Origin of the sequence: Corynebacterium spheniscorum, from assembly GCF_900113445.1 — a bacterium.
GTDB lineage: Bacteria > Actinomycetota > Actinomycetes > Mycobacteriales > Mycobacteriaceae > Corynebacterium > Corynebacterium spheniscorum.
Window position 1 is genome coordinate 20,176 of record NZ_FOPJ01000002.1, and the last position, 26,183, is coordinate 46,358.

The following is a 26,183-nucleotide window of genomic DNA, read 5'->3' on the forward strand; positions in this document are numbered from 1 at the left end:
ACTAAGACATGCGCTTATGGATTGATTGCGACACCGGCTTTGATGACCTCATCGCCATTGGTATTGCGGCAACCGCCAAGGATTATCAGATTGTGGGAATCTCCACGGTGGTGGGCAACACCACCTTGGATAACACCACCACCAACACCTTGAGTGCCTGCGAGCTTTTCGACCTAGATGTGCCGGTCTACCGCGGGGCAGCCAGGCCCCTTGCCCAAGCACCCCAAACCATTGAGGGGTTACTCGGGGAAGGCGGCATGGGCACCCGTGGGCGCAAGCTCCCGAAACCTAGCCGAAGCGAAGAGAAGACCCCGGCGATTATTGCGCTGATCGAGGCTTTAGAAGAAGGCCCGCTGAGCATTCTGGCCACTGGCCCGCTCACCAACCTGGCGATGGCGTTGAATCTGCGTCCTGACCTGGTGCGCAATATCAAGGAATTGGTGTTTATGGGTGGCTCCGCAACCAGCGGTAACCACACTGCGGCGGCAGAGTTCAATACCTATGCCGATCCGGAAGCCTTGGCGGTGCTCATTGAGCTTGAGGTGCCGATGATTATGTTTGGGCTGAATCTGACGAGGCAGGTGATGATTCAGCTAGAACATGAAGACCAGGTGCGCGAAGTAGGTACTGAGAAGGCGGAGATCCTGGCGGATCATATTGGTTTCTACCTGCGCCTGGTGGAAAAGGAGAAGGGCAAGCCTATGGCTTTGCATGATCCTAGTGCCGCGGCGTACCTGCGATGGCCAGAATGCTTCAAGGTGGAGCCGATGCACATTGAAGTAGAGCTGGCAGGAAAGCACTCTCGCGGTGCCACGGTGTGTGAATTGCGGGTGCCGCGGAAAGCGGAAGCTAATGCGCAGTTGGCCACCGAAGCTGATGGCGAGAAGATTATGGAGCACGTGATTGAGGTGCTCAAGAAGGCAGCCTCTTAAACGCGGTGTTGAGCAGGGATTTTCTGGTATAGCTGGGGTTAAGACCAAGTCGAAAGAAAGGTGACCCTTATATGCTGCTGGAAAATAAAGTCGCACTGATCACCGGCGGTGCCTCCGGACAAGGAGCGGTGGAAGCTCGCCGCTTTGTGGAAGAAGGCGCCACCGTGATCATCACGGACCTCAATGATGAAGGTGGCCAGAAACTCGCCGAGGAGATCGGTGCGCACTACCTGCACCACAATGTGGCTGAGGAAGAAGACTGGGCGAAGGTCAAGCAGTACATCGAGGAAAAGCTCGATGGGAAGATCGACGTCTTGGTAAATAATGCCGGGATTTTGTCGATGGAAGGCTTGGATGCCTGCTCGGTTGAAGACTTCGACAAGATTATGGCGATTAATACTCGCTCGCAGTTCTTAGGCATGAAGCTGATCAGCCCGATGATGAAGGCAGGCGCCTCGATCATCAATATTTCCTCGCTGGCTGGTATTACCGGGCAGGTGAATGCCATTGCGTATGCCACCAGTAAGTGGGCGGTGCGCGGCATGACGAAGGCGGCGGCGTTGGATCTGGGGCCGAAGGGGATTCGCGTGAACTCCGTGCACCCAGGCACCATCGCCACCCCGATGACGGCGAAGTATGGGGTGACCGAAGATGGCCCCTTGATCTTCGCGGCATTGGATCGCCCGGGTACTGCTGATGAGGTAGCGGAAGTGGTGTGCTTCTTGGCCTCGGATAAGGCCAGCTATATTTCCGGAACGGAGATTGTGGTTGATGGTGGATCTGCAACCGGCGATACGGCGCAGCTGTATGGCCTCTTGCGTTCCCTGGCTCCGAAGGACGAGTCATAAAGGCTCGCTACTCGCGTAGAAAACACCAAGGCACGTGCGGCAAAGCTGCGCACGTGCCTTGAGTATTTTTTGAGCAGACCTTAGCCCGAAGATCTCGGGGAAAGCTTAGGAGTTCTGTTCGACGACCTGGCAAAAACGCTCGATATAGTCCTTGACGAAGTTGACGGTCTTTTCGGGCGTGAGCTTGCCGTTATCGTCGATGTACTGCGGAGAGTTGCCGAGGAAGACCTCGGGCTGGCCGGGGGTGGGCATATCGAAGTAGGAGAGCGCGAGGCGCAGGTTCTTTTGGGAGGAGTAGCCGCCCATGCGGCCCACCGAGTGGCTGATGATGCCTACCGGCTTGTTCTTCCAGGCGACATCGGAGTTGGGTTTGGAGCCGATGTCGACGGCGTTTTTGAGGCAGGCGGGGATGCAGCGGTTGTTTTCCGGAGTGACAAAGAGGATGCCATCGGAAGCCTTGATGGTCTCGCGGAAATCCGTGTACTCCTGCGGGGTGGGCTTGTCTTCGACCTCGGGATCGTCATAGTCGAAGTCATAAAGGGGCAGGTCACGGATCTCGTAGATGGTGGGCTCGAAGCCTTCGGGAAAGAGTTCGAGGGCATTGTTGGCGATCTTGCGGGCAATGGAGCCGCGGCGCAGCGAGCCGATAATAACAGTGATTCTCTTTGCCATAGCGCGGAAAGTCCTTTCAGTAGTAGTTAGAAGTCCCAGTCCTCATCAGAGGTGTTCTCTGCGGTGCCAATGACATAGGCGGAACCAGAACCGGAGAAGAAATCATGTGTCTCCTCCGAGCCGGGGGAAAGCGCGGCAAGGATCTCCGGGCGAACCTCGGTTTCCTCGGCGCTGAAGCGGTCCGCATAACCGAGATTCATGAGTGCCTTGTTGGCGTTGTAGCGGACGAACACCGCGACATCATCCATGAGGCCGACCGGCTCATAGAGCTCACCGGAGTACTTCAGCTCCAGCTCATAGAGATCCTCGAGGAGGTTGAAGGTGAAGTCCTTCATCTCTTCTTGGCGATCGGTTTGCTCCAGGCCGCGCTGGTACTTATAGCCGGAGTAATAGCCGTGGACCGCTTTATCGCGCAGGATCAGGCGGATCATATCGGCGGTATTCATGAGCTTGGCGCGCACCGAGAAGTGCAGCGGCAGATAGAAACCGGCGTAGAGCAGCAGTGAAGACAGCAGCGTGGAGGCTACTTTTCGCTTGAGGGGGTCGTCATTGTAATAGTGGACGAGCACCCGCTTGGCGCGTTCCTGGAGGAGATCATTATTGACCGCCCAGCGGTAGGCGTCGTCGATCTCTGGGGTGGAGCACAAGGTGGAGAACACCGAGGAATAACTGCGGGCGTGCACGGCCTGCATGAAAGCGATATTGGTGTAGACCGCTTCCTCGTGCTCGGTTTTGGCGTCCTGGATTTGGCTGACCTCACCGACGGTGGCCTGCACGGTATCGAGCATGGTCAAGCCCGTGAACACCCGGATGGTGAGCGTGCGTTCCTGCTCATCCATGTTCTTCCAGGCGGGGATGTCATTGGAGAGCGGGACCTTTTCCGGCAGCCAGAAGTTGGCGGTGAGACGGTTCCAAACCTCGAGGTCTTTATCGTCTTGGAGGCGGTTCCAATTCACCGGCCGCAGGCGCGCGGTGGGGTCGTGGCGGAAATGAGGTGGGGTGACAGAGATTGAGTAGAGATCACTCATTGGGTGCGGGTGCTTTCTTTACGTTAGGTGGTCGAGGGGGTTGCTTGGGAAGGGGTATTGCTGGTGGCTGCGGTGTTGGTGCTGGGTGCGGCCTCTGGGATGGCGACTGCCTCTGGGAGGGCGACTGCCTCTGGGTGAGTGCGGGCGAGTTCTGCCCAGAATTCATCGAGACCGGCGTTGACGCGCTCAACATCGCGGGCGGTGCCAAGCAGCTCGAAACGGTAGAGTTCTGGGACTTTGCACTTTTTGGCGATGAGTGGTCCGGCAATGCAGAAGTGCTCGCCGAAGTTGGTGTTGCCCGAGGTGATGACGCCGCGCATCAAGCTGCGGTTGACGGGGTCGTTGAGGAAGGCGCCGACCTGCTTGGGGACAGCTCCGGCGAGGGAGCCGCCGCCGTAGCTTGGCGTGATGAGGACAAAGGGGCGGGTAACGCGGATCATGCCCTCCACGCGCGGTCGAAGAGGGATGCGGGTGGCGGGGCGGTGAAGTTTTTCGATGAAGCGCCGGGTGTTTTCCGAGGCGGAGGAGAAGTACACCAGGTCGGTGGATTCCTCCACGGAAAGCTCGTGGACGGTGAAGCGATGTGTGGGGGCACTGCTGTGATCAGGCACGGTGATTGAAGCTCCTTCGTCGGCGTTGACACTCCACTAATAACACCCATGTGAGCTTTAGTCTACGTTGCGACGGTGTGAGAAACTACGCCACTCCTAATATCCCAGGTGGGGATAAGAAAAAGGCCCCCGAAGGGGCGAGGTTTAGGTCACTTTGGGGTGTGGGTGGGGCGTGCGGGGCGTACCTGAGGGTGTGTACCCTAGTTTCCTGGGGTGCGTGCCTGTGTTGCGTTATTTCAGGAGGGTGACGAAGACCGCGTCCGTGGCGGACTGTCCCAGCAGTAGCGGACCCTCGTGGCCTTCGAGGAGTACCTCGGTGGCATCGGAGTAGGGCGCGCCGGGGCGAGTGGAGACAATCGAGCCGACCTTGAGCCCGTTGTCACCGAAGTATTGGAGCAAGGTGGGGTCATCATCAGCGATGCGTTCCACGCGAACCTTGGATTCTGGATCGACATCGCTAAGCCGAATCGCATCGGGATGCGAGATCGTGCCGTCTTCGCTGGGGATGGGGTCACCATGCGGGTCGCGAGTGGGGTGTCCGAGTTTCTCATCGATGCGGGCGATCATGAAATCTGAGACCGCGTGCTCGAGGTGTTCCGCTTCATCATGGACCTGATCCCAGCGATAACCCAGCATCTCTACCAAGAAGCACTCAATCAGGCGGTGTCGGCGCACCATCTGCAGGGCAGCTTGGCGCCCCTGTTCGGTCAGCGAGACTTCACCGTAGGGGGTGTGTTGGACTAATTCTTGGCTGGCTAATTTCCTAATGGCATCAGAGGCGCTGGAGAGGCGCACGCCAACCTTATTTGCCAATGCCGAGGCCGTCACCGGCTCGTTGGACCATTCTTGGAGGTTCCAAATGGCCTTTACATAATTCTGAGTACTGGGCGACAGACGGGAAACGGACATAAGGGCATGTTAGCAATAGCCCAGGTCACAATGTGATGAGCGAGATGCCGACCGGTGAGTTAAAGGACGCTCGTACATCATATTCTTCACCCCATCTTTAACGATCTGTCATGGGAAAATCCAAAGATTCCTACCCCTGTTCTGGGAAAAGGGGGATAATGGGACACATGTGCTCCTATGACGACCTGATCAAGCATCTCACTCCCGAAGAGTCCTTTGAAAAGCTGCGCGGCGAGCAACTCGGTCGCGTTGTGGTGCGCCGTAGCGATGAGATGGAAATCTTCCCCGTCAACTATGTCGTCGATGAGAAGAACAACATCTACTTCCGCAGTGCCGAAGGTTCCAAGCTTTTCACCATCGCCCTTAACCATGAAGTGCTATTCGAAGTGGATTCCCACACCGAAGAAACAGCCTGGTCCGTAGTTGTTAAAGGTGATGCCGAGGTGGTGCAGGATCTCGATGAGATTCATCGCGCCGACGCCCTGCCGCTACGTGCCTGGATCCCCACCCTGAAGTACAACTATGTGCGCATCACCGCAGAAAAAGTGACCGGTCGCGCCTTCCAGCTAGGCGAGGAACCGGAGCGCTACTAGATTGCAGCCCTCCGAATTCCGGAAACATGTTGCCGAAGCAGGAGCTGCCGCCTTTGAGGCAGCCAGCCTGAAATGGTTAGGCGAAACCTCAAAGCAGGTAGCTGAGGTAGTGGATGTGGGTGAACACCACATCGCTACGGTGCGGGTGAACTCAGTGCGACCCACCGCTGGCGCTGCACGCCAGGCGGGTCGCGAGTTGGCCCGCATTCATGCTGCTGGTGCCCCAGCTTTTGGAGCACCACCAGCTGGCTACGAGGGCCCCTGCTTTATTGGCACCCAAGAACAAGAATGCACCCCGCGGGACACCTTCGCGGAGTTCTATCCGGCGCAGCGGGTGCTGCCTTTTACCTACGCAGCATTCCAGGCTGGAAATATCAGCCAAGGCTGCGTGGAGATGGTGGAAAGAGCCTGTGAACTCATTCAAGAAGCAGAGCTACCACCCTTTGGGCCCGCGCGTATCCACGGTGATTTATGGGCCGGCAACCTGATGTTTAGCGACGCCGGGCCGATCTTTATCGACCCGGCCGCCCATGGTGGGCACCCGGTGACCGATATCGCCATGTTGGCGTTATTCGGCGCACCATTTTTCGAAGAGATCGTTGCCGGCTATGAAGAGATCACGGCCTTGCCAGATGGTTGGCAAGAAACCATCCCCCTGCACCAATTGCACCCCCTAGCGGTCCACGCCTATACCCATGGTCTGGGTTATGCCGAACCGCTTTACCAAGCAGCGATGAAGACTATTCGACTGCTGGAAGGGTGATCCTGGGGGAGGGGAGTGTCTTGGGGCGGCTTGGGCGCGTTGGGTCGCCCGGACGCCCTGGGGCGCGTGGCGCCTAGCGCCACCAGGTGTCATTGGGGCCTGGGGGAAGATGACGCTTATGTTGTCCGCGTAGCCAGAGCTTTTCGAGCTGCTCGCGGGCAGCATCGGGGATCTGCTTGCCTTCCAAGTAATCATCGATGTGCTGGTAGCTCACACCTAAGGCCTCTTCATCGGGCAAGCCGGGACGGTCATCTTCAAGATCCGCGGTAGGAACCTTCTTCCACGTGGAATCCGGCGCACCAAGGTAGCGCAATAGGGCAGCGCCTTGGCGTTTATTCAAGCCTTCAAGGGGGATAAGGTCAGCAGCGCCATCACCATGCTTGGTGAAGAAGCCGGTGACATTTTCCGCGGCATGATCACTGCCGATAACTAATAGCCCCTTCTCGCCGGCTAACGCATATTGGGCGACCATCCGTAGCCGCGCCTTCACATTGCCGCGATTGAAGTCGCCGAGGTGCTCATTACCAATGCTTTGGGCAACAGCGGCGCCTAGGGCAGTGGTGGCGTCCTTAATATCTACCGTGACGGTGTGGTCCGGCTGGATGAACTCTAAGGCGATCTGGGCGTCATCTTCATCGGCTTGGACACCGTGGGGCAAACGCATCGCCCAGAATTCAGCATCCTTACCTTCGCCCCGTAATTTTTCTACGGCTAATTGGGCGAGACGCCCAGCCAAAGTGGAATCTTGGCCTCCAGAAATTCCGAGAACAAATCCCTTGGCTCCGGTCATAGTTAAGTAATCCGCTAAGAACTTAACCCTTTCCTCAACCTCTTGAGCTTCATCGATCAAGGGCTTAACGTGCAGGGCAGACACGATTGTTTCTTGGAGTTTTGACTGATTGGTGGACATGACCCACAGCCTACCCAGGTGACAGGATCAAGGACGTGAATACGCAAACCTTGAATCAAACGGAACGACGCTACGTTAATAAGATCGCGTTTATAGCCGCACTTGGTGGCCTCCTCTTCGGCTATGACACCGGAGTTATCTCTGGGGCCTTGCTTTATATCACCCCGGAATTCGGGATGGATTCCACCCAAGCCGGTTTTGTTACCTCCATGCTCTTGGTGGGTGCAGCCTTCGGTGCTGTCACCGGCGGGCGTATCGCTGATGCCTTAGGTCGGCGCAGCACCCTGATTATCGGCGCAATTATTTTTATTGTCGGCGCATTCTGGTGTGCGGTGGCAGGCACCCCGGGTAACTTAGCTGCAGCCCGCACCTTCCTAGGAGTGGCAGTAGGTGCCGTGAGCATCGTGGCACCTATGTATATCGCCGAGATGGTGCCTTCGGTGGTCCGCGGTCGCTTAGTGTCGCTAAATACTTTGATGATCGTGGTCGGCCAGCTGGTCGCATACTTAGTGAACTCGGCACTGGCGCACACCGGAAATTGGCACTTGATGCTCGGTATGGCCGCTATCCCCGGCATTATCTTCGGCCTTGGCATGATCTTCTTGCCTGATACCCCGGCCTGGTACGCCAAGCGCGGTAATACCCAGCGTGCGCAGGAAGTAGCCGCTCTGACTGGTATGTCGCGGCATCACCGCGAGGAAACCGCGGCCCTGGCGGCTGAAACCGGGCCGCGTAAGAGCGAGTGGGCGCAATTGCGCAGCCAACGCTGGTTGGCTTTGGCAGTAGTGGTAGCCGTGTGCGTGGGTGTTATCCAGCAGATCTCCGGTGTGAATGCCGTGGTGTATTTCGCCCCCACCATGATGAACAAGGTCGGTATCTCTACGGAGAACTCCGTTTACACCGCCATCGTCATTGGTGTGGTCAGTGTGATTGCCTGCTGGGTGGGCTTGAGGATCGTTGATCGTGTTGGTCGAAAGCGCCTGCTTACCATTGGCCTGATCGGCAATATCAGCTCCTTAGGATTACTTGCGATCGTCTTCCACCTGGCCCATGGATCTACTGCCATGGCGATGCTCGCTTTGGGTCTTATGGCGTTGTTTATTGCCTTCCAACAGTCGGCGGTATCGCTGACCACCTGGCTGCTGATGAGCGAATTGGTGCCACTTCCGGTACGTGGTGTGGGCATGGGTATTGCTGGCCTAGCGCTATGGGTGGCCAACTGGGCGGTGGCGCAATTCTTCCTCCCGCTGGTCGACGCCATTACTGGCTCCGGTGCCTTCGCTGTTTTCGCGGTGCTCGGTGTGCTCTCCTTGGTCTTCGTGCGCATCTTCGTGCCTGAAACCACCGGTCGTAGCTTGGAAGAAGTCGGCGAAGAGATGCGCCGCCGCTTTGGTGGTGAAAAGATTCGCCCCGATGCCCTCCCGCAGGGGGCATAAATCTTCTCAACTTGGCCATTGGGCGCTACTGCATTAGTATTGTCCGACGTGTCATAAGCCCACTAGGTGTTTATGCTATGCAGGTGTGCGCCGCGCACCCGCGTATTGACTGATGAGTATAAGAAAGGAGCGCCCGATGAAGGTCCGCAAGTCACTTCGGTCGCTGAAGAACAAGCCGGGCGCCCAGGTTGTGCGTCGCCACGGCAAGGTCTACGTGATCAACAAGAAGGAACCGCGCTTCAAGGCTCGCCAGGGCTAAACCTAAGAATTAATTTTTGGGTTGGCGCGAAGTCGCCTCACTCTTTTCCGCACGCGCGCTATTGCACGCTCCTTAGTACTTCTCTTAATACTCTTTCGCCTAGCGATTGAGGTCAGGGGAGAGGTGCTACGGGGCTAAAAGCAATAGCGCGCGTGCGTACTTTTATCTCCGGCGGGGCGAAGAAGTGTCAAGAAAGCTTTAATGTGAGTTATGTCACCTAAGTGAGGGGCTCTCCTGCGGAAATGACATCGGTGATGTTTTTAAGCGACGGGGAAGAAGCGTCGGGGGGTCAACATGTGGTGGCTTACACCGCTGTCATCCTGGGAATACTCAGCTTGTAACTACTACATGTTGTGGCCCTTGCGGGTTTCGACCACAAAGTATAGGGTTCGTGTTGTCGCTCTGAAGAGAGCAGCACCCGCGGGGCTAAGCCCCAAACACCGAGTACTGCACCGGCCTAATATGGGTCGCAGAGGTCGCAGATTTAGTCTTTGAAAGCGAGAATGAGCATGTCGATCACCGTCTACACCAAGCCCGCCTGCATGCAGTGCAACGCCACCAAGAAGGCTTTGGATCGTGCCGGTCTGGACTACAACCTGGTCGATATCAGCCTCGATGATGAAGCCCGTGACTACGTCATGGCTCTCGGATACCTCCAAGCCCCCGTCGTGGAAGTTGATGGGGAGCACTGGTCCGGCTTCCGCCCAGAGCGCATCCGCAACCTCGCCGCACAGGTTGCCTAAGTAGCTCAACCAAAAACTTTTCAAGTAGATATCGCTCTACTTCAAAGACAACCCACAAACTTTCTTCACATGCTTAGGCCCCCGCACCACGCGGGGTCTGGGCCCAAAGAAAAATAACTGATTCACCCCCTAAGGTCGCTTCCCTCGCCCCCGTACCTCGCAAAATTTTTTGTGTTGGTGGTTAAAGGTAGCGGCCATAGTCGTATCACCTGCGCACGGCCAGCTAGAACGGCCGGACACCCGCAACCTCCAACTTGATACCGCAAACGTTAAGCGACGCCTGTGGGATCAAGAAAAATTTTTAGTGCGAAGGGAAGTGAGCCAGCGTGCTCATCGTCTACTTCTCCTCGGCCACGGAGAACACCAAAAAGTTCGTGACCAAACTCGGATTCCCGAGCAAGCGCATTCCCCTGCACAAAGCAGATGAACCGCTGATCGTGGATGAACCCTACGTCCTGATCTGCCCCACCTATGGTGGCGGCGCATCCATCATGGGCCGTAACTCCAAGCCAGTACCGGTGCAAGTAATTCGGTTCCTCAATAACGAGCAGAACCGCAACTACATCCGTGCGGTCATTGCTGGCGGAAACTCCAACTTCGGCACCGACTTCGGTAAAGCCGGAGACCTCATTAGCCAGAAGTGCCACGTGCCCTACGTGTACCGCTTCGAGCTGATGGGTAATGACGAGGATGTCGAACTTGTTCGTGAAGGCATCCTTGCCAACGCCGAAGCCTTGGGGCTTAGCCCCAGCGCGGCTTAGCTTTAACTATTTGTCCCCTCTCCGCGGCGTCATCGCCAAAAACTCACCACTTCGCGCTCCTGTGAAGCGGTGGCGCGCAGAATCCTAAAGAGAATGCCGAAGGGCAATCTTTTCGACCTGAAAGGCCCACACCAACGTGACTGACTTGGGTAAAACTGTTGCAGAGCCGGTGAAGCCGGAAGACCAGCTGGACTATCACGCGCTGAACGCGCTGCTGAATCTTTATGACGATAACGGCAATATCCAGTTCGACAAGGACCGCGAAGCCGCGAACCAGTTCTTCTTGCAACACGTCAACCAGAACACCGTCTTCTTCCATGACCTCAAAGAGAAGATCGACTACCTGGTCAACAATGAGTACTACGAGTCTGAGGTCCTAGACCAATACGACTTCCCCTTCATTAAGTCACTCTTCCAGCAGGCCTACGCGCATAAGTTCCGCTTCAAGACCTTCCTGGGTGCCTATAAGTACTACACCTCCTATACCCTGAAGACCTTCGACGGGAAGCGCTACCTCGAGCGCTACGAAGACCGCGTGTGCATGGTCGCTCTGACCCTGGCAGCAGGTAACCAGGAAATGGCCCGCAACCTGGTCGATGAGATCATTAGCGGCCGCTTCCAGCCCGCCACCCCCACCTTCCTCAACGCCGGTAAGGCACAGCGCGGCGAACCCGTGAGCTGCTTCCTGCTGCGCATCGAAGACAATATGGAGTCCATCGGCCGTGCCATTAACTCCGCACTGCAGCTCTCCAAGCGCGGCGGCGGTGTGGCACTGCTGCTGACCAATCTGCGTGAAGCTGGCGCCCCGATTAAGAAGATCGAAAACCAGTCCTCTGGTGTCATCCCCGTGATGAAGCTCCTCGAAGACTCCTTCTCCTACGCCAACCAGCTCGGTGCCCGCCAGGGTGCCGGTGCGGTGTACCTGCATGCACACCACCCGGATATCCTGAGCTTCCTGGATACCAAGCGTGAGAACGCGGACGAAAAGATCCGCATTAAGACCCTGTCTCTCGGTGTGGTTATCCCGGACATCACCTTCGACCTGGCGAAGCGCAATGACGACATGTACCTCTTCTCGCCTTATGACGTGGAACGTGTCTACGGCAAGCCCTTCGCGGACCTGTCCATCACCGAACACTACGAGGAAATGGTTGAGGACCCGCGCATCCGCAAGTCCAAGATCAACGCCCGCCAGTTCTTCCAGACCCTCGCAGAAATCCAATTCGAGTCCGGTTACCCGTACATCATGTACGAAGACACCGTAAACAACGCCAACCCCATCGAAGGCCGCGTTACCCACTCCAACCTCTGCTCGGAAATCCTGCAGGTCTCCACCGCATCCACCTACCATGCGGACCTCACCTACGAGCATGTTGGTGAAGACATCTCCTGTAACCTCGGCTCGCTGAATATCGCGATGACCATGGACTCCCCGGACTTCGCCAACACCGTGGAAACCGCTGTACGTGGATTAACTGCAGTCTCCGAGCAAACCTCCATCGACTCGGTTCCTTCCATCCGCAAGGGCAACGAAGCCGCCCACGCCATTGGCCTAGGCCAGATGAACCTGCACGGCTACCTCGGCCGCGAGCGCATCCACTATGGCTCCGAAGAAGGCCTGGACTTCACCAACGCCTACTTCGCTGCAATCCTCTACCAGTGCCTGCGCGCCTCCAACCTGATCGCTAAGGAACGCGGCACCACCTTCAAGAACTTCGAAACCTCCGAATACGCCAGCGGCGCCTACTTCGACCGCTTCGATCCGGAAGAGTTCACCCCGAAGACCGAGCGCGTGAAGGAACTCTTCGAGAATTCCACCGTGCACGTTCCTACCGCAGAGGATTGGGAAGAGCTCAAGCAAGAGGTCATGAAGCACGGCCTCTTCAACCGCTACCTGCAGGCCGTCCCGCCGACCGGCTCGATCTCCTACATCAATAACTCGACCAGCTCGATCCATCCGATCGCATCGAAGATTGAGATCCGCAAGGAAGGCAAGATCGGTCGCGTCTACTACCCGGCACCGCACATGTCGAATGAAAACCTCGACTACTTCGCCGATGCCTACGAGGTTGGCTACCAAAAGGTCATCGACACCTACGCAGTAGCCACCAAGTATGTGGACCAGGGCCTCTCGCTGACGCTGTTCTTCAAGGACACCGCCACCACCCGCGATATCAACAAGGCACAGATCTACGCATGGCGTAAGGGCATTAAGACCCTCTACTACATCCGTCTGCGCCAGGTCGCTCTCACCGGCACCGAAGTTGAGGGTTGCGTGAGCTGCATGCTCTAAATCCGGGCAGAGCAAAAACAACGCCTTCCTGATTCATTTCAGGGAGGCGTTGTGCTTTATCTAGCGCTCTAACTGTGGACCTTAGCCAGCGGGGCTGTAACTGCGGGCTGCTCTCAGGAAGCGCAGTCGCGCCGGGACCGCAGCACTAGGGGAGAGGGGAGGGGGAGCAGGGGGTCCAACGCACAGCGGCCCACGAAGCACAGCACCCCACACGCCGCCGGCGCCAAGCACCCGCGCAACCCCCACAGCGCGCTAGTAGCGCTCAGGCAGCCGCGGGTACTGCGCGGTAATCGTGGTGTGGTGCAAGATGTACTGGCAGTGGTTCTCCGCCGCCGGGCCATTCCCGTGGAATACCGCCTCAGCTAATTGACGGTGCACCATCAACAACTCTTCGTTTAAGGAAGGCATCATCAGCCCATAGCGAATGCGCGCCTCCACGCCACTGAGCAAGCTGGGTGCTAGGGCGCGGAAAAGTTCATTACCCGAAAAGCACATGAGCATGTGGTGGAAGTTATAGTTCGCCTCAATAAAAAGGTCGCTGCGGAAATTCCACACGCCACCAATCGTGATGATCTTATCGGCCGCGGCCAATAACTCATCCTTTTGTTCACGGTTCGCGCGCACAGCGGTAAAACGTGCCGCCTGCGGTTCAATCGCCATTCGCATTTCAGCCAAGGTCTGCAGCTGCGGTATCCGCTCAGTTTCGCTTTCCAAACGCCAACGGATCACCAGGTCGCTATACACAGACCAATGGCTGCGATCCAGCACCGTAATGCCCACGCGGCGCGAAGAAGCAACCAAACCCAATTGCTCCAAAGCTCGCATTACTTCGCGGGCAACCGTGCGGGAAATATTGAAGCGCTCGCCGATACTCTGCAAGGTCATGACCGAACCGACACGGAGTTTTCCATTAATAATGTCGGAGCCAAGTTCGTGTAACACAATATCGAGCTTTGTTGCAGCACTTGTGCGGCGGGAGATGGCAGGCATATCGCTTCCATGGGGTGGTGCTAAAGGGTGGGTTCCTTAAGTGTAGACCTTGAGCCTGATAGTGAAATTCAGGAACCCAATTGTGTACAACCGTACACTGTCGAAACTTATGAACCAGAATTTACTAAAAGATTTCGCAGCTTCCGCATTCTCCCATAACAGGGGCTCAAAATGGGGGAGGTGCGGCGAGCTCTATCAATGCTTTATGGCAAAGGGGCCTAAACGCACTTCATCCCCCTCCCGGGCTGGTGGGAGGGGGATGCCGGGTGAGTCAGTTTCCTGACTTAAGGGCCTGTGGCCTCAAAGGCCTGGCGGACTTAAAGACCTAGGGGCCTTAAAGACCTAGGGCGATATTCGCCCCACAGGCTTCAGGCTTACTTGCGGTCGCCCAGCTCTGCATCGATGTGCAGGATGCCGGAACCGGACTCGCCGGCGATCTTCAGGCGATCGAGGATCTCGCTGACGGTGGATTCTTCTTCGATCTGCTCAGCCAGGAACTGGTCGAGCAGCGGGCGGGAATCCAGGTCGCGAACCTCTTCGCGGATGTTCTCCAGGTTGCGGATCATTGCGGAGACTTTGCGCTCGTGCTCGAGAGCAGCGGCGAAGGCATCCTCAGCGGTCTTTACGGAAACCTGGGGAGACTCGATGGCCTTGATTTGCGGGGTGATGTCGCGGTCCAGCAGGTGCTGGGAGAAGGCTTCTGCGTGCTCGAGTTCCTCTTCGTGCTGGGCGCGCATCCAATCGCGCATACCCACCAGGCCGAGGTCGTCGAGAGCGTAGGAGAGTTGGAGGTACAGCAGGGATGCGTGGATCTCTGCGGTAACTTGGTCGTTCAAAGCATTTGCGAGCTTGTCGTTGATCATCATGGCACTGATAATAACCCCTTGCGCTGGAGTTATGCATCCAAGGTAAGCGTAACTAAATAAAACACCGCCTTTTGATAGGCAAACTTCACCTGGCGTTTTAGCAGTTTAGAGGGCATTTTGCAGGTGATATGCACCGCTTAGGTAAGGGCACACTGGCCTAGAAATGCTTAAATATTCGTTCTTCCTCACATTCGGCATGCGCGCGTTTGAACTCGGGTAGAGTCGATGGCACAGACAAACCCGCAACCCCCAAGCGTTCTTTGAGACTCGCGAGGGGGATTTTCAGCGAAACCCCGAAGCCCAACAAAGAAGCAGCACCGCCAAAGTGAAGCTTCCCACGGCGCTTATGGCCACTCCCTGAAAATCTCACACCCCACCTACATGGCCCGCACGCAACGCACGGCGCCCCAAGCAGCGCACACACAAAACGCACAACGCGCGCATGTGCGCGAGTCCCAAAAGCCGCACTCAGGAAGGATGATCGCCCCAATGGGTGAGGAATACTACGAGAAGTACATTGCCGAGCATGAGGACCCCGTGCTGGCGATTAACTGGAATGAGATCCCCGACGAAAAGGACCTCGAGGTCTGGGATCGTTTGACCGGTAACTTCTGGCTCCCCGAAAAGGTGCCGGTCTCCAATGACATTAAGAGCTGGTCCACCCTGACTCCCCTCGAGCAGCAGACCACCATGCGTGTGTTCACCGGTCTCACCCTGCTCGATACCGTCCAGGGCACCGTCGGCGCGGTTTCCTTGCTGCCGGACGCCCAGACCCTGCATGAAGAAGCGGTCTACACCAATATCGCCTTCATGGAGTCCGTGCATGCCAAGAGCTACTCCAATATCTTTATGACGCTCGCCAGCACCCCGGAGATCAACGACGCCTTCCGCTGGTCTCAGGAAAACGAGAACCTCCAGCGCAAGGCCAAGATCATCCTCGCCTACTACGAGGGCAATGATCCGCTTAAGCGCAAGGTCGCCTCGGTGCTGCTGGAAAGCTTCCTCTTCTACTCCGGCTTCTACCTGCCCATGTACTGGTCCAGCCACGCCAAGCTCACCAACACCGCCGATATCATTCGCCTGATCATCCGCGATGAGGCCGTCCACGGCTACTACATTGGCTACAAGTATCAACGCGGCCTGGAGCAGGAATCTGCCGAGCGCCGCGAGGCCCTCAAGGATTACACCTTCGAGCTGCTCTACGAACTCTATGAGAATGAAACGCAGTACACCGAGGATCTCTACGATGATCTCGGCTGGACCGAGGACGTGAAGCGCTTCCTGCGCTACAACGCCAACAAGGCGCTCAATAACCTCGGCTACGAAGGTCTCTTCCCCGCCGATGAGACCCGCGTGTCCCCCGCGATCCTCTCCGCGCTCTCCCCGAACGCTGATGAGAATCACGACTTCTTCTCCGGCTCCGGCTCCTCCTACGTCATTGGTAAGGCCGAAAACACCGAAGACGAAGACTGGGATTTCTAAGCATTCCCGCTATGCCCTCAAGCCTTCTCGGCTTGGGGGCTTTTCCTTATATATACGGAGTACTTTTAGTTCTTGCGCCTCCCCGAGTTCCGCGGGCTAAGCTCCGGCAGGTTCTCCTTGGGCGCGCACAACTACAGCTTTGCCACACGTGGCTAGGGGAGTGCAGCGCGAGTTTGATTTCCCCGTTGATCATGCTGCGCCAAGCCACCTTCTGCCACCTACTGAGTCAAGGCTGAGCAGCGAATTTTATCCTTACAACTTTTGTGCGAGCCCCGTTGGGGGTACTTTTTGGAGGCCTTGACTGGCTATTCGTCAGAGCCTCAAGAAAAGTTCTGTGTTTGGTGTCACAAAAAACAAGAAGGTTTGGACGCAGTACGAGCGTCCAATCCCAGGTTGTATGCCCGAACGGACGCTAAGGGCCCTAAAAGCCCCCTTAATGCATCCGACCAAAGTTCGATAGATAAAGAAAGCCCAGGACAACAGGGGGTGGCGCATTAAAAGTAGGTGTGACATGGTGGGGTTTAAGCAACCGCGGTCCGGCTGGCTGCAAGATCGGGAGTGCTTTAAGATGAGTCCGTGTAAAACTTGGACAGCCCTGAACACCAACTGTGTGTTCATTATCAAGGGCTGTCTCGTAGTCAGGAGGTAATAATGACCGCAGTGGTGCCACGGCGCGAAGACTATGTCGCGCCTGAACGGCCCGAGCCTACGGGTCATGCTCGCACGGGGTCGAGGGCGTGGATGATGATGACCACGACCGACCATAAGCAGCTGGGCATCATGTACATCATCATGTCGTTCAGCTTCTTCTTCCTGGGCGGCCTGATGGCCCTGCTTATCCGTGCAGAACTCTTCACGCCAGGACTTCAGTTCCTGTCCAACGAACAATTCAACCAGCTCTTCACGATGCACGGCACCGTGATGCTGCTGCTCTACGGCACCCCAATTGTGTGGGGCTTCGCCAACTACGTCCTTCCGCTGCAAATCGGCGCACCGGACGTGGCTTTCCCGCGTCTGAACTCCTTCGGCTTCTGGATCACCACCGTCGGTGGTGTCGCCATGCTGGCCGGATTCCTCACCCCTGGTGGTGCCGCCGACTTCGGCTGGACCATCTACGCTCCGCTGTCTGACGCCATCCACACCCCCGGTGTGGGCGCTGACCTCTGGATCGTCGGTGTGGGTGCAACCGGTGTGGGCACCATTGCCTCCGCACTGAACATGATCACCACCATCCTGTGCCTCCGCGCACCGGGTATGACCATGTTCCGCATGCCGATCTTCTGCTGGAATATCTTCGTCGTCTCCGTCATCGTTCTGATGATCTTCCCGCTGCTGACCGCTGCCGCTCTCGGTGTTCTCTATGACCGCAAGCTCGGTGGCCACATCTACGCACCGGGTAATGGTGGCGCCATCCTCTGGCAGCACCTCTTCTGGTTCTTCGGTCACCCCGAGGTTTATGTGTTGGCTCTGCCCTTCTTCGGCATTGTCTCCGAAATCATCCCGGTGTTCTCCCGTAAGCCCATGTTCGGCTACATCGGCCTGATCTTCGCTACCCTGTCCATTGGCGCTCTGTCGATGGCTGTGTGGGCACACCACATGTTCGTCACCGGTGCGATCCTGCTGCCCTTCTTCTCCTTCATGACCTTCCTGATCTCCGTGCCTACCGGCGTGAAGTTCTTCAACTGGGTTGGCACCATGTGGAATGGCCACATCACCTGGGAGACTCCGATGATCTGGGCCGTGGGCTTCATGGGCACCTTCCTCTTCGGTGGCCTGACCGGCATTATGCTGGCCTCCCCGCCGCTGGACTTCCACCTCGCTGAGTCCTACTTCCTGATCGCGCACTTCCACTACACCCTCTTTGGCACGGTGGTGTTCGCATCCTGCGCTGGCGTGTACTTCTGGTTCCCCAAGATGACCGGTCGTATGCTCGACGAGCGCCTCGGCAAGGTTCACTTCTGGATCACCTTCGTTGGCTTCCACGGCACCTTCTTGATCCAGCACTGGGTCGGCAACATGGGTATGCCGCGTCGTTACGCCGACTACCTGGAGACCGACGGCTTCACCTTGATGAACCAGATCTCCACCGTGTTCTCCTTCCTGCTGGGCCTGTCCGTCATTCCCTTCATCTGGAATGTCTTCAAGTCCTGGCGCTACGGCGAAGTGGTCACCGTTGATGACCCCTGGGGTTATGGCAACTCCCTGGAGTGGGCAACCTCTTGCCCGCCCCCGCGCCACAACTTCGCTTCGCTGCCGCGTATCCGCTCCGAGCGTCCTGCCTTCGAGCTGCACTACCCGCACATGGTTGAGCGCATGCGCCGTGAGGCACACACCGGGCACAAGGAAGAACGCCCCGCAGTGCATCAAACCGGTGCGAAGGTTAACGCCTAAGCACGTTGTGAGTTAGCTCGGCTAACTGACAACCCCCTCCGACTAACGCAGTACAACCCCGAGGAGTACTACAGTCCCGCTGCCAGCTAGGGACTACTCCTCGGGGTTTCTGCATGCCTGAAATCCGTTGTCCCCCTTAAAGTGGCGGCGATTTCCCTTAGATAGCCGCCACCAGGTTGGATAGATATGTTCACCAGCCGCACTTAAGTACTTCCCCTAGAGGAGATGTCGACACCATCGTGGATACCCTGGATACCCCCAAGCTTTCAGCTTTACCCCGCGTAGAACTCCAAGATGGCCTGACCCCTGCGGTCATTACCGTCACCGGACCAGACCGCACAGGTGTCTCCGCCGCAACCTTTAGGGTACTGTCCGCACACCAGGCCCAGCTCCTGGATGTCGAACAAGCCCAATTCCGCGGCCGCATGAACCTCGCCGCCTATGTCGGTGTGGAAGAAGACTCCATCGAGACCCTCAAACAGGGCCTAGAAGATACCCTGCGCCAACACAACCAGCGCGTCAGCCTCGAAGTCATTAAAGATAACTCCGCGGCAACCTCCAAACCACGCTCCACTCACGTCGTGGTGGTGCTTGGTAACCCCGTCACCGCCACTGATGTCTCCCGCATTGGCCGCACCCTGGCTAACTTCAATGCGAATATCGACCGCATCCGTGGCATCGCAGACTACCCAGTCACTGGCCTGGAATTGTGGGTTACCGTTGCTGACCCCACCCCAGGTGGTGCCACGGGGCTTCGGAAGGCGCTTGCTGAACTCACTCCAGAACTAGAAGTCGATATCGCCATCGAGCGTGCTGGGCTGGCGCGTCGCTCCAAGCGCCTGGTGTGCTTCGACTGCGACTCCACTTTGATTACCGGCGAAGTCATCGAGATGCTGGCCGCCCATGCCGGTAAGGAAGATGAAGTCCGTGAGGTCACCGAAGCCGCCATGCGCGGTGAACTCGACTTCGAAGAATCCCTCCGTGCTCGCGTTGCCACGCTTGCTGGGCTTGATGCCAGCGTGATTGATGATGTCGCCCGCGATATTGTGCTCACCCCAGGTGCACGCACCACCGTGCGCACCTTAAAGCGCATGGGCTTTAGGGTGGCAGTGGTCTCTGGTGGTTTCATCCAGGTACTTGAAGACCTCGCCCGCGAACTAGACCTCGACTACGTGCGCGCTAATACCCTTGAAATTAAGGACGGCAAGCTCACCGGACGAGTAATCGGCAAGGTCGTCGACCGCGCCGCCAAGGCGGAGTTCTTAGAAGAGTTCGCCGCTGACTCGGGTCTGAAGATGCACCAAACCGTGGCGGTTGGTGATGGCGCGAATGATATTGACATGATCTCCGCAGCAGGTCTGGGGATTGCCTTTAATGCCAAGCCCGCGCTTCGCGATATTGCTGATACTTCCGTCAACCACCCCTTCCTCGATGAGGTGCTGCATATCCTGGGCATCCCGCGCGCTGATATTGATGCCAGTGACTTAGAAGAAGCCGGTGCCTACCGCCGCGTCCCCCTGGAGCAAACCCTGTGAAAGAAGCGCAAGAGCGCACAGAAGCGCAAGAGCGCACAGAAGCGCAAGAGTGCAATTCCGCCGAGGCCTTCCGCCGCGCGCACGCACTCTTAGTAGACCGCGCTAAAGCAGGCCCGCACTTCGAGGACCCTTCTAAACCGGAAACCGTTCAGGCCATGCAAATTGTCCTGAACCTTCCCAAAAATAATCCGCCGGCACGGCATAATATTTTGGCGGCTGCTGCTCAGGCAGTGGTGCGGGTATGCCTCGATGAACGCGTATCCACCGACTACGGCACCCACGAGGCCTTCCATGCGTGGTACGGGCACCTCATCCGTAAGGTCGCCCGCCGAGCACGCAATGCCGGCTGGGAGCACATCCAGCACCTCCCCGGGGTCACTGCCCAAGTAGAAGACGCTGAAGCTCGTGCCTTCGTACCCAGTGCGGTAAACGCGGTGCCCGCAGAGATCAAAAAGCTACAGATCTCCGGTACTGATGTGCCCTGGGAAGAAGAACTCCCAGAACCCACCGAACCAGTCGTGATCTACTGCGATGCTGGGCTGGTCATGTCAGTGGGGAAAGCCGCCGCCCAAGTAGGGCATGCTTCTATGATGTTGGCCGCCCAACGCCCAGTAGAACTCGTGGAAGCATGGGCGAAGGCCGGTTTCCCGCTGGCCGTGCGCGAGGTCCCCAGCGCGGTATTCCAAGAGCACTGCCAGGCTGCTGATGCTGTCGCTATTCGCGATGCTGGTTTTACGGAAGTAGAACCTGGCTCCATCACCGTCGTCGCCCGAGGGCTCACAGACGCCGGGCTCACAGACGCCGGGCTCACAGCCGACGCCTCCACCCCGAACTTATCCACAGGCCCCGCAGACACCCCTCCGGCCTAAACCGCAGCCCTAAGTACACTGACACCTCGTGACCCCAGACCCAGGCACATCCACCACGGACCGCACCCAAAGCTCTCAGACCTCTCACACCCATGATGTCCAAGAGCTGCTTAGTGCTGCCGTTAAGGCCCTAGGCGGAGCTACCCGCCCAGGCCAGGTGCGCATGAGCCAGGCCGTCGCCAAAGCCATGGGCAGCGAACGCCACCTTGCCGTACAAGCCGGAACCGGTACCGGTAAATCTCTGGCCTACCTCGTACCCGCGGTAGCGCACGCTCAAGCCAGTGACACCACGGTCATTGTCTCCACCGCCACCATTGCACTCCAAGCCCAGCTGATTAATCGTGATCTCCCACGTCTTGCTGATGCTTTAGAGCCACTACTTGAGCGTCGCCCCAGCTTCGCCATTATGAAAGGCCGCAGCAACTACCTTTGCCTGCATAAGATCTCCGCGGCCGCCCCGGAATCAGAAGGCGATGCCCTCATCGATGATGAAGAACTCACCACCATGGGTCGGCATATCCGCCGCGTTCAAGAATGGGCCCAAGAAACCGAAACCGGCGACCGCGATGAACTCGACCCCGGCGTCCCGGACCGCGCCTGGCGGCAGGTCTCTGTTACCGCGCAGGAATGCTTGGGGGCTTCCCGCTGCCCGCATGGCTCCGAATGCTTCGCCGAATTAGCACGCGAAAAAACCGCCGATGTAGACATCATTGTCACCAACCACGCCTTGCTCGCCATCGATGCGCTTAGCGACGCCCAAATCCTGCCCGAGCATGATGTCGTCATCATTGACGAAGCCCACGAACTCGATGGCCGCATCACCGCCGTTGCCACCGCCGAGCTTTCCCCCACCACGCTCAAAAACATTGCGAAGCGCTCCGCAAAACTTCATAACAATAAAAAAGAAGAAGCCCTCGAAGGCCTCGCCGAAGACTTCTCCTCCCAGCTACTTACCGTCCAAGACGGCCGCTGGACCCGCATGCCCCAAGAAGAACTCGGCCACAAAATCGAGGCGATCTCCCGGGAACTTTGGCGCATCCGCGATAACCTCCTGCCCGCCCCGGAAGGCGAAGCCGCCAATGACCCAGAACGCTACGCCGAACGCCAGCACGTCGCCCTGCTCGCCCGCGAACTCTGCGACGCCATCGAAAGAATCCAGACCGTCTTCGAGGAAACCGACCCCGCCAAACAACGCGATGTCGTCTGGCTCAACCGCGATGAACGCCGCGGCGACCGCATCAATATCGCCCCACTATCCGTCGCGCCACTGCTGTCCACCAGGCTGTTCGGTGAAGCCACCGTCATCCTCACCTCCGCCACCTTAAGCATCGGCGGCAACTTCCAGGCCATGGCCGCTAGCTGGGGACTTCCTAAAGGCTCCTGGGATGCTCTCGATGTCGGCACCCCCTTTGACCCCGCCAAAGCCGGCATCCTCTACACCCCACGCCACCTCCCAGCCCCCGGCCGCGATGGGCTCTCCGAAGAAGTCCTCGATGAAATCTACGAGCTCATCATGGCCGCCGGCGGGCGCACCCTCGGGCTCTTTAGCTCCCGCCGCGCCGCCATCCAAGCCGCCGACCGCATGCGCATGCGCCTGCCCTTCGACGTGCTCTGCCAAGGCGATGAAACCACCGGCATCCTCGTCGACCGCTTCGCCCGCAATGAAAACACCTGCCTTTTCGGCACACTCAGCCTCTGGCAAGGTGTCGACGTCCCCGGCCGCAGCTGCTCCCTGGTTATCATCGACCGCATCCCTTTCCCACGTCCCGACGACCCCCTCCTGCAGGCCCGCAAAGAAGCCGCCGACGCCGAAGGTCGCAACGGCTTCATGGAAGTCGCCGCCACACACTCCGCACTCCTGCTCGCCCAAGGTGCTGGCCGCCTGCTGCGCAGCGTCAACGACAAAGGTGTCGTCGCCATCCTCGACCAACGACTCGTCACCAAACGCTACGGCAGCTTCCTCATGAAATCCCTCCCCAAATTCTGGACCACCACCGACGGCACCGTCGTCCGCGGAGCCCTTAAACGCCTTATCGCTACACCTTAAGCTTTCCCCGAGACCGTGCGACCCCCGCTTGCACGCACCCACCCGCACCCCACAGGGCAGGGGAGTGCCACGCGTGATTCGCTGCAGGCGCGAGTAGCCTAAAAACAGCGTTAAAGCCAGTATTTAAGATCACGACGCCAAAACAATGAAAAGTGCCTATCATGTTGGGTAGGTCCAAAGCCCTCGGGGGTGGGTAGTGCTGTACATCTTCCTGGGCATCTTTTGGCTAGAACCAAGGAGAAACATTGAGTCAAAGCCCGGCCGACCCGCTCGCCCAACTATGGGCCAAATCCCGCGACAACGGTGACGCATGGATGCCACTTCGATGTCACCTCGCAGATGCCGCCGGCACCGCCGCCGAGCTCTGGGAATCCTGGCTCCCCGGACAAGCCAAAGCCATCATTGAAGACTCAGTTAAGGACCGGGAACTTGCTAAGAAGCTAGCCGTCTTTCTCACCGCCGTCCACGATGTCGGCAAAGCCTCGGCATACTTTCAGGAAAAAGTCCCCCAACTCGCGCAAAGAGTCTCCATGTCGGGCATGCATATCCCCGACCTTGGCCCCGAAAAGTATCTCGCTCCGCACGCTACTTTGGGAGCTTTCGTACTGCGTGACTGGCTCATCGACCGCTGGGGATTTAGCATCTTCGGGGCAGAAGAACTTGCCGTCGTAGTTGGCGGCCACCACGGGGTTTACCCTGGCTTGGAGCGCGGAGAAGACATCGAGGATGCACTAGCCAGAGAAAACTCACCCTGGTTTGAAGCACGCAATAAAGCCCTTGAAGAAGCATCTATTTGCGCAGGGCTAGATGAAGACGCTTGGAAAACCTTAGCGGCGGGTCGGCTGAGTCAAGCCGCGCAGCTCGTGCTCACAGCCTTCGTCATCGTCTCTGACTGGATAGCTTCCAATGAGGACTACTTCCTTTATCCCGAAGATGAAGAAGAACCTGATCCTCAAGCCACCGTGCTAGCTGACTCTTCACCACGCCACCGCGTCTCCAACGCGTTGGAGGCACTCTCCCTGCCTGGTCCCTGGCGCACCCAGCCAGCTCCCGATCCAGCCGGAGCATCCGAAGATGCGGCAATCGCCCAATTTTTCCGTGATCGCTTCGGTTTCCCCCGCGAAGCCACCCCGCGCCCTATGCAAGCAGATGCTGTTCGAGCCGCAGAAGACCTCGAAGGCCCTGGGCTCATCATTATTGAAGCACCCACCGGCGAAGGGAAAACAGAAGCCGCACTAGCAGCTGCCGAAACTCTAGCCAGGCGTTTTAACTCCGGCGGGGTCATGGTCGCACTACCTACCTGCGCCACCTCAGATGGCATCTTCAGCCGGGTGCTCCGTTGGCTAGAAAGCGCAGTCCCAGCCGGACAGCGTGCATCAATGGCCCTCACACATAGCCGAGCCGGACTTAACGACGATTACCAATCCCTCTTCGCCCGCCCGGGACGCCCGGATCCCTTTTCTGGTGTGCGTGGAGTCTGGGGCGACCAAGACAACCACCACACACAAAAAGCCGCTATTGAAGCACACCACTGGCTACGTGGCCGTAAAACCGCAGCGCTAGCAAACTTCACAGTCGGGACGATCGATCAGTTTTTGATGTGTGCTCTTAAGAGTAAACACGTGATGCTAAGGCACCTTGGGCTTGCCAGCAAGGTCGTGGTGCTCGATGAGATCCACGCGGCGGATTACTATATGCAGGTCTATCTGCACCGGGCCCTGGAATGGTGCGGCGCCCATGGCGTGCCCGTAATTGCCTGTTCAGCAACCCTTCCTCCGATCCAGCGTGCGGCGCTACTGGAATCCTATCGACGCGGCCGCTGCGTGGCCCAGGGGATGACACGTTCCAAGATCAAAAAACTGCCCAGTCTCCAAGAAACCTCTCTTGCTTTCCCTCTTATCTGCACGGTAAGCGACGCTGAAATGCGCCGCTACACCCCGGCAGCTTCAGGGCGCTGCAGTCGCACAACTCTTGAGATCATCGGTGATGATGTTGATGCCCTAGCAGAGAGAATTCTCTCGGAAATCCATGACGGGGGTTGCGTGGCCATCATCCGTAATACCGTGAAACGCGCATGTGAACTCTATGAACGGCTAGTAGCTGACCCCAGGCTCGGTGAAGACAACGTTCGGCTATTGCACTCGCGGTTCATTGCTTCAGACCGCCGCGTACTAGAGCGACAACTTTTAGACAAACTGGGTCCGAAGGGCGATCGGCCAGAACGATTAGTTGTGGTGGCAACCCAAGTCATTGAGCAATCCCTCGATATTGATGTTGACCTCATGGTCAGCGATCTGGCACCTATCGACCTGCTGGTGCAAAGGATCGGGCGACTCCATCGACATAATCGCGATAACCGTCCAGCCGGCCTACAGGAAGCCCGACTACTGATTACTGGCATGTCGAATCCGGGTAACTGGAGTGCGCCCCCAGAAATTGATCGGGGAAGCTGCGCGATCTACGGGGAAAGTACGCTTCTACGTACCCTCGCTACCCTTAACGCTTTGATCTTTAGCCGATCGACGCCAGTGCTTCGTTCCCCAGAAGACGTGCCGACCCTGGTGGCAATGACGTACGCAGAAATCCTAGGGGATGTGCCGTCACCAACTAGTGCGTGGTCTGACCCGATGGTCATAGCCGACGAGAACATGCACATTGAGAAGGCTAAAAAGGAACAAAAGGCCCGTGCATTCTTAGCGCCCGCGCCCACCAAAACAGCCGTTTGGGGCTGGAACGAGATCGGGACTGCGGAGGAAGTACGTGGGCAAGCGCAAGTGCGCGACATTCAGGATTCTATCGAAGTAATTGTGATCCGAGAGGGTGAGCAAGGCTCAACCTGTTTGGAATGGATCGACCAATACGGCGGACGTCCCGTCGACAGCATGGGTGGTATCCCGCGTGGATTGGCCTTGGCTCTAGCACGATGCACTGTGAGCCTGCCGAGTGCTCCTTTCCGCAATGGTGACCGCCTCGATCGGTTGATTTGTGAGCTCGAAAACTCAACCCCGGAGTCCTGGAGCATGAACCCATGGTTAAGAGGAATGCTGGCGATGCCTATCAACGAACGGGGGGTATTTGAATGGGATAATCTCACCTTTCAATACGACCGAAAACTAGGCCTTGAAGTGGGGAAATGTGACTAGTTTTCAAGTTGCTATCAATGGAGTTTTTACCCCCACTCGTCTCGGTGTAGATAAGTTTTAATTTGATTATTATAATTAGGTCTCGTGTTGATTGATGGAGGT

21 protein-coding genes and 1 pseudogene are annotated in these 26,183 nt (G+C 57.5%); 15 read left to right on the forward strand and 7 right to left on the reverse strand.

The genetic code is table 11. The annotated features are described in order from the left end of the window. Positions 1-8: 8 nt before the first annotated feature. On the forward strand, positions 9-932 hold the full coding sequence (locus tag BMZ01_RS01690; RefSeq protein WP_092283820.1) for a nucleoside hydrolase: 924 nt from the start codon (positions 9-11) through the stop codon (positions 930-932). A gap of 71 nt (positions 933-1,003) precedes the next feature. Beyond that, positions 1,004-1,780, forward strand: a complete 777-nt coding sequence (locus tag BMZ01_RS01695; RefSeq protein ID WP_092283822.1) for an SDR family oxidoreductase — start codon at positions 1,004-1,006, stop codon at positions 1,778-1,780. 105 nt (positions 1,781-1,885) lie between these two features. Here BMZ01_RS01695 and BMZ01_RS01700 read toward each other — a convergent pair whose 3' ends face one another. From BMZ01_RS01700 to BMZ01_RS01715, 4 genes and pseudogenes are all read right to left on the reverse strand, one after another. Further along, positions 1,886-2,452, reverse strand: coding sequence for an NADPH-dependent FMN reductase (locus BMZ01_RS01700; protein ID WP_092283824.1), 567 nt, complete (start codon positions 2,450-2,452; stop codon positions 1,886-1,888). A gap of 26 nt (positions 2,453-2,478) precedes the next feature. Then, positions 2,479-3,480 carry a class 1b ribonucleoside-diphosphate reductase subunit beta gene (nrdF, locus tag BMZ01_RS01705; RefSeq protein WP_092283826.1) on the reverse strand — a complete coding sequence of 334 codons (1,002 nt, stop codon included), beginning with the start codon at positions 3,478-3,480 and terminating at the stop codon, positions 2,479-2,481. A 149-nt stretch (positions 3,481-3,629) separates the two neighbouring features. Beyond that, positions 3,630-4,037: pseudogene (gene nrdI, locus BMZ01_RS01710) on the reverse strand (class Ib ribonucleoside-diphosphate reductase assembly flavoprotein NrdI); the annotation flags it as partial. 285 nt (positions 4,038-4,322) lie between these two features. Continuing rightward, complete coding sequence (locus tag BMZ01_RS01715) at positions 4,323-5,000, reverse strand: metal-dependent transcriptional regulator (protein WP_092283830.1); 678 nt, start codon at positions 4,998-5,000, stop codon at positions 4,323-4,325. Between the two features lie 167 nt (positions 5,001-5,167). Between BMZ01_RS01715 and BMZ01_RS01720 the strand changes: the two genes are divergently transcribed. Together BMZ01_RS01720 and BMZ01_RS01725 are read left to right on the forward strand one after the other, a co-directional pair. After that, positions 5,168-5,593 (forward strand): pyridoxamine 5'-phosphate oxidase family protein, encoded by a 426-nt coding sequence (locus tag BMZ01_RS01720; RefSeq protein ID WP_092283832.1) that lies wholly within the window; start codon positions 5,168-5,170, stop codon positions 5,591-5,593. Position 5,594: 1 nt separating this feature from the next. After that, on the forward strand, positions 5,595-6,356 hold the full coding sequence (locus BMZ01_RS01725) for a fructosamine kinase family protein (protein ID WP_092283834.1): 762 nt from the start codon (positions 5,595-5,597) through the stop codon (positions 6,354-6,356). Between the two features lie 73 nt (positions 6,357-6,429). Here BMZ01_RS01725 and nadE read toward each other — a convergent pair whose 3' ends face one another. Beyond that, a complete protein-coding gene (nadE, locus tag BMZ01_RS01730; RefSeq protein ID WP_177180014.1) occupies positions 6,430-7,266 on the reverse strand; it encodes an ammonia-dependent NAD(+) synthetase in 837 nt (278 codons plus the stop codon). A gap of 35 nt (positions 7,267-7,301) precedes the next feature. Here nadE and BMZ01_RS01735 point away from each other — a divergent pair, with 35 nt between their 5' ends. The 5 genes from BMZ01_RS01735 to nrdE all read left to right on the forward strand — a co-directional run bounded on the left by BMZ01_RS01735 (position 7,302) and on the right by nrdE (position 12,758). After that, on the forward strand, positions 7,302-8,702 hold the full coding sequence (locus tag BMZ01_RS01735; protein ID WP_177180015.1) for a sugar porter family MFS transporter: 1,401 nt from the start codon (positions 7,302-7,304) through the stop codon (positions 8,700-8,702). Positions 8,703-8,838: 136 nt separating this feature from the next. Continuing rightward, positions 8,839-8,961, forward strand: coding sequence for a type B 50S ribosomal protein L36 (gene ykgO, locus BMZ01_RS01740; protein ID WP_092283840.1), 123 nt, complete (start codon positions 8,839-8,841; stop codon positions 8,959-8,961). Positions 8,962-9,470: 509 nt separating this feature from the next. Continuing rightward, positions 9,471-9,704, forward strand: coding sequence for a glutaredoxin-like protein NrdH (gene nrdH, locus BMZ01_RS01745; protein WP_092283842.1), 234 nt, complete (start codon positions 9,471-9,473; stop codon positions 9,702-9,704). Between the two features lie 326 nt (positions 9,705-10,030). Continuing rightward, the gene (nrdI, locus tag BMZ01_RS01750; RefSeq protein ID WP_092283844.1) at positions 10,031-10,465 is read left to right on the forward strand and encodes a class Ib ribonucleoside-diphosphate reductase assembly flavoprotein NrdI; all 435 of its coding nucleotides are present in this window, start codon (positions 10,031-10,033) and stop codon (positions 10,463-10,465) included. A gap of 145 nt (positions 10,466-10,610) precedes the next feature. Then, positions 10,611-12,758 carry a class 1b ribonucleoside-diphosphate reductase subunit alpha gene (gene nrdE, locus BMZ01_RS01755; protein ID WP_177180027.1) on the forward strand — a complete coding sequence of 716 codons (2,148 nt, stop codon included), beginning with the start codon at positions 10,611-10,613 and terminating at the stop codon, positions 12,756-12,758. Between the two features lie 252 nt (positions 12,759-13,010). On the opposite strand, the gene BMZ01_RS01760 is transcribed toward nrdE, so the two are convergent. Further along, positions 13,011-13,748, reverse strand: coding sequence for a FadR/GntR family transcriptional regulator (locus BMZ01_RS01760; protein WP_092283848.1), 738 nt, complete (start codon positions 13,746-13,748; stop codon positions 13,011-13,013). Between the two features lie 374 nt (positions 13,749-14,122). Continuing rightward, the gene (locus tag BMZ01_RS01765; protein ID WP_092283850.1) at positions 14,123-14,614 is read right to left on the reverse strand and encodes a ferritin; all 492 of its coding nucleotides are present in this window, start codon (positions 14,612-14,614) and stop codon (positions 14,123-14,125) included. A gap of 477 nt (positions 14,615-15,091) precedes the next feature. Between BMZ01_RS01765 and nrdF (BMZ01_RS01770) the strand changes: the two genes are divergently transcribed. From nrdF (BMZ01_RS01770) to BMZ01_RS01795, 6 genes are all read left to right on the forward strand, one after another. Continuing rightward, the gene (nrdF, locus tag BMZ01_RS01770) at positions 15,092-16,096 is read left to right on the forward strand and encodes a class 1b ribonucleoside-diphosphate reductase subunit beta (protein WP_092283852.1); all 1,005 of its coding nucleotides are present in this window, start codon (positions 15,092-15,094) and stop codon (positions 16,094-16,096) included. A gap of 651 nt (positions 16,097-16,747) precedes the next feature. Next, positions 16,748-18,487, forward strand: coding sequence for an aa3-type cytochrome oxidase subunit I (ctaD, locus tag BMZ01_RS01775; protein WP_092283854.1), 1,740 nt, complete (start codon positions 16,748-16,750; stop codon positions 18,485-18,487). A gap of 236 nt (positions 18,488-18,723) precedes the next feature. Then, positions 18,724-20,022, forward strand: a complete 1,299-nt coding sequence (gene serB, locus BMZ01_RS01780; RefSeq protein ID WP_092284195.1) for a phosphoserine phosphatase SerB — start codon at positions 18,724-18,726, stop codon at positions 20,020-20,022. After that, positions 20,019-20,891 (forward strand): peptidyl-tRNA hydrolase, encoded by an 873-nt coding sequence (locus BMZ01_RS01785; protein WP_223845983.1) that lies wholly within the window; start codon positions 20,019-20,021, stop codon positions 20,889-20,891. The genes serB and BMZ01_RS01785 overlap by 4 nt, the downstream gene beginning before the upstream one ends. Before the next feature lie 106 nt (positions 20,892-20,997). Beyond that, positions 20,998-22,938 carry an ATP-dependent DNA helicase gene (locus tag BMZ01_RS01790; protein ID WP_223845987.1) on the forward strand — a complete coding sequence of 647 codons (1,941 nt, stop codon included), beginning with the start codon at positions 20,998-21,000 and terminating at the stop codon, positions 22,936-22,938. Positions 22,939-23,183: 245 nt separating this feature from the next. Next, complete coding sequence (locus BMZ01_RS01795) at positions 23,184-26,081, forward strand: CRISPR-associated helicase/endonuclease Cas3 (protein ID WP_092283856.1); 2,898 nt, start codon at positions 23,184-23,186, stop codon at positions 26,079-26,081. Positions 26,082-26,183: the final 102 nt, after the last annotated feature.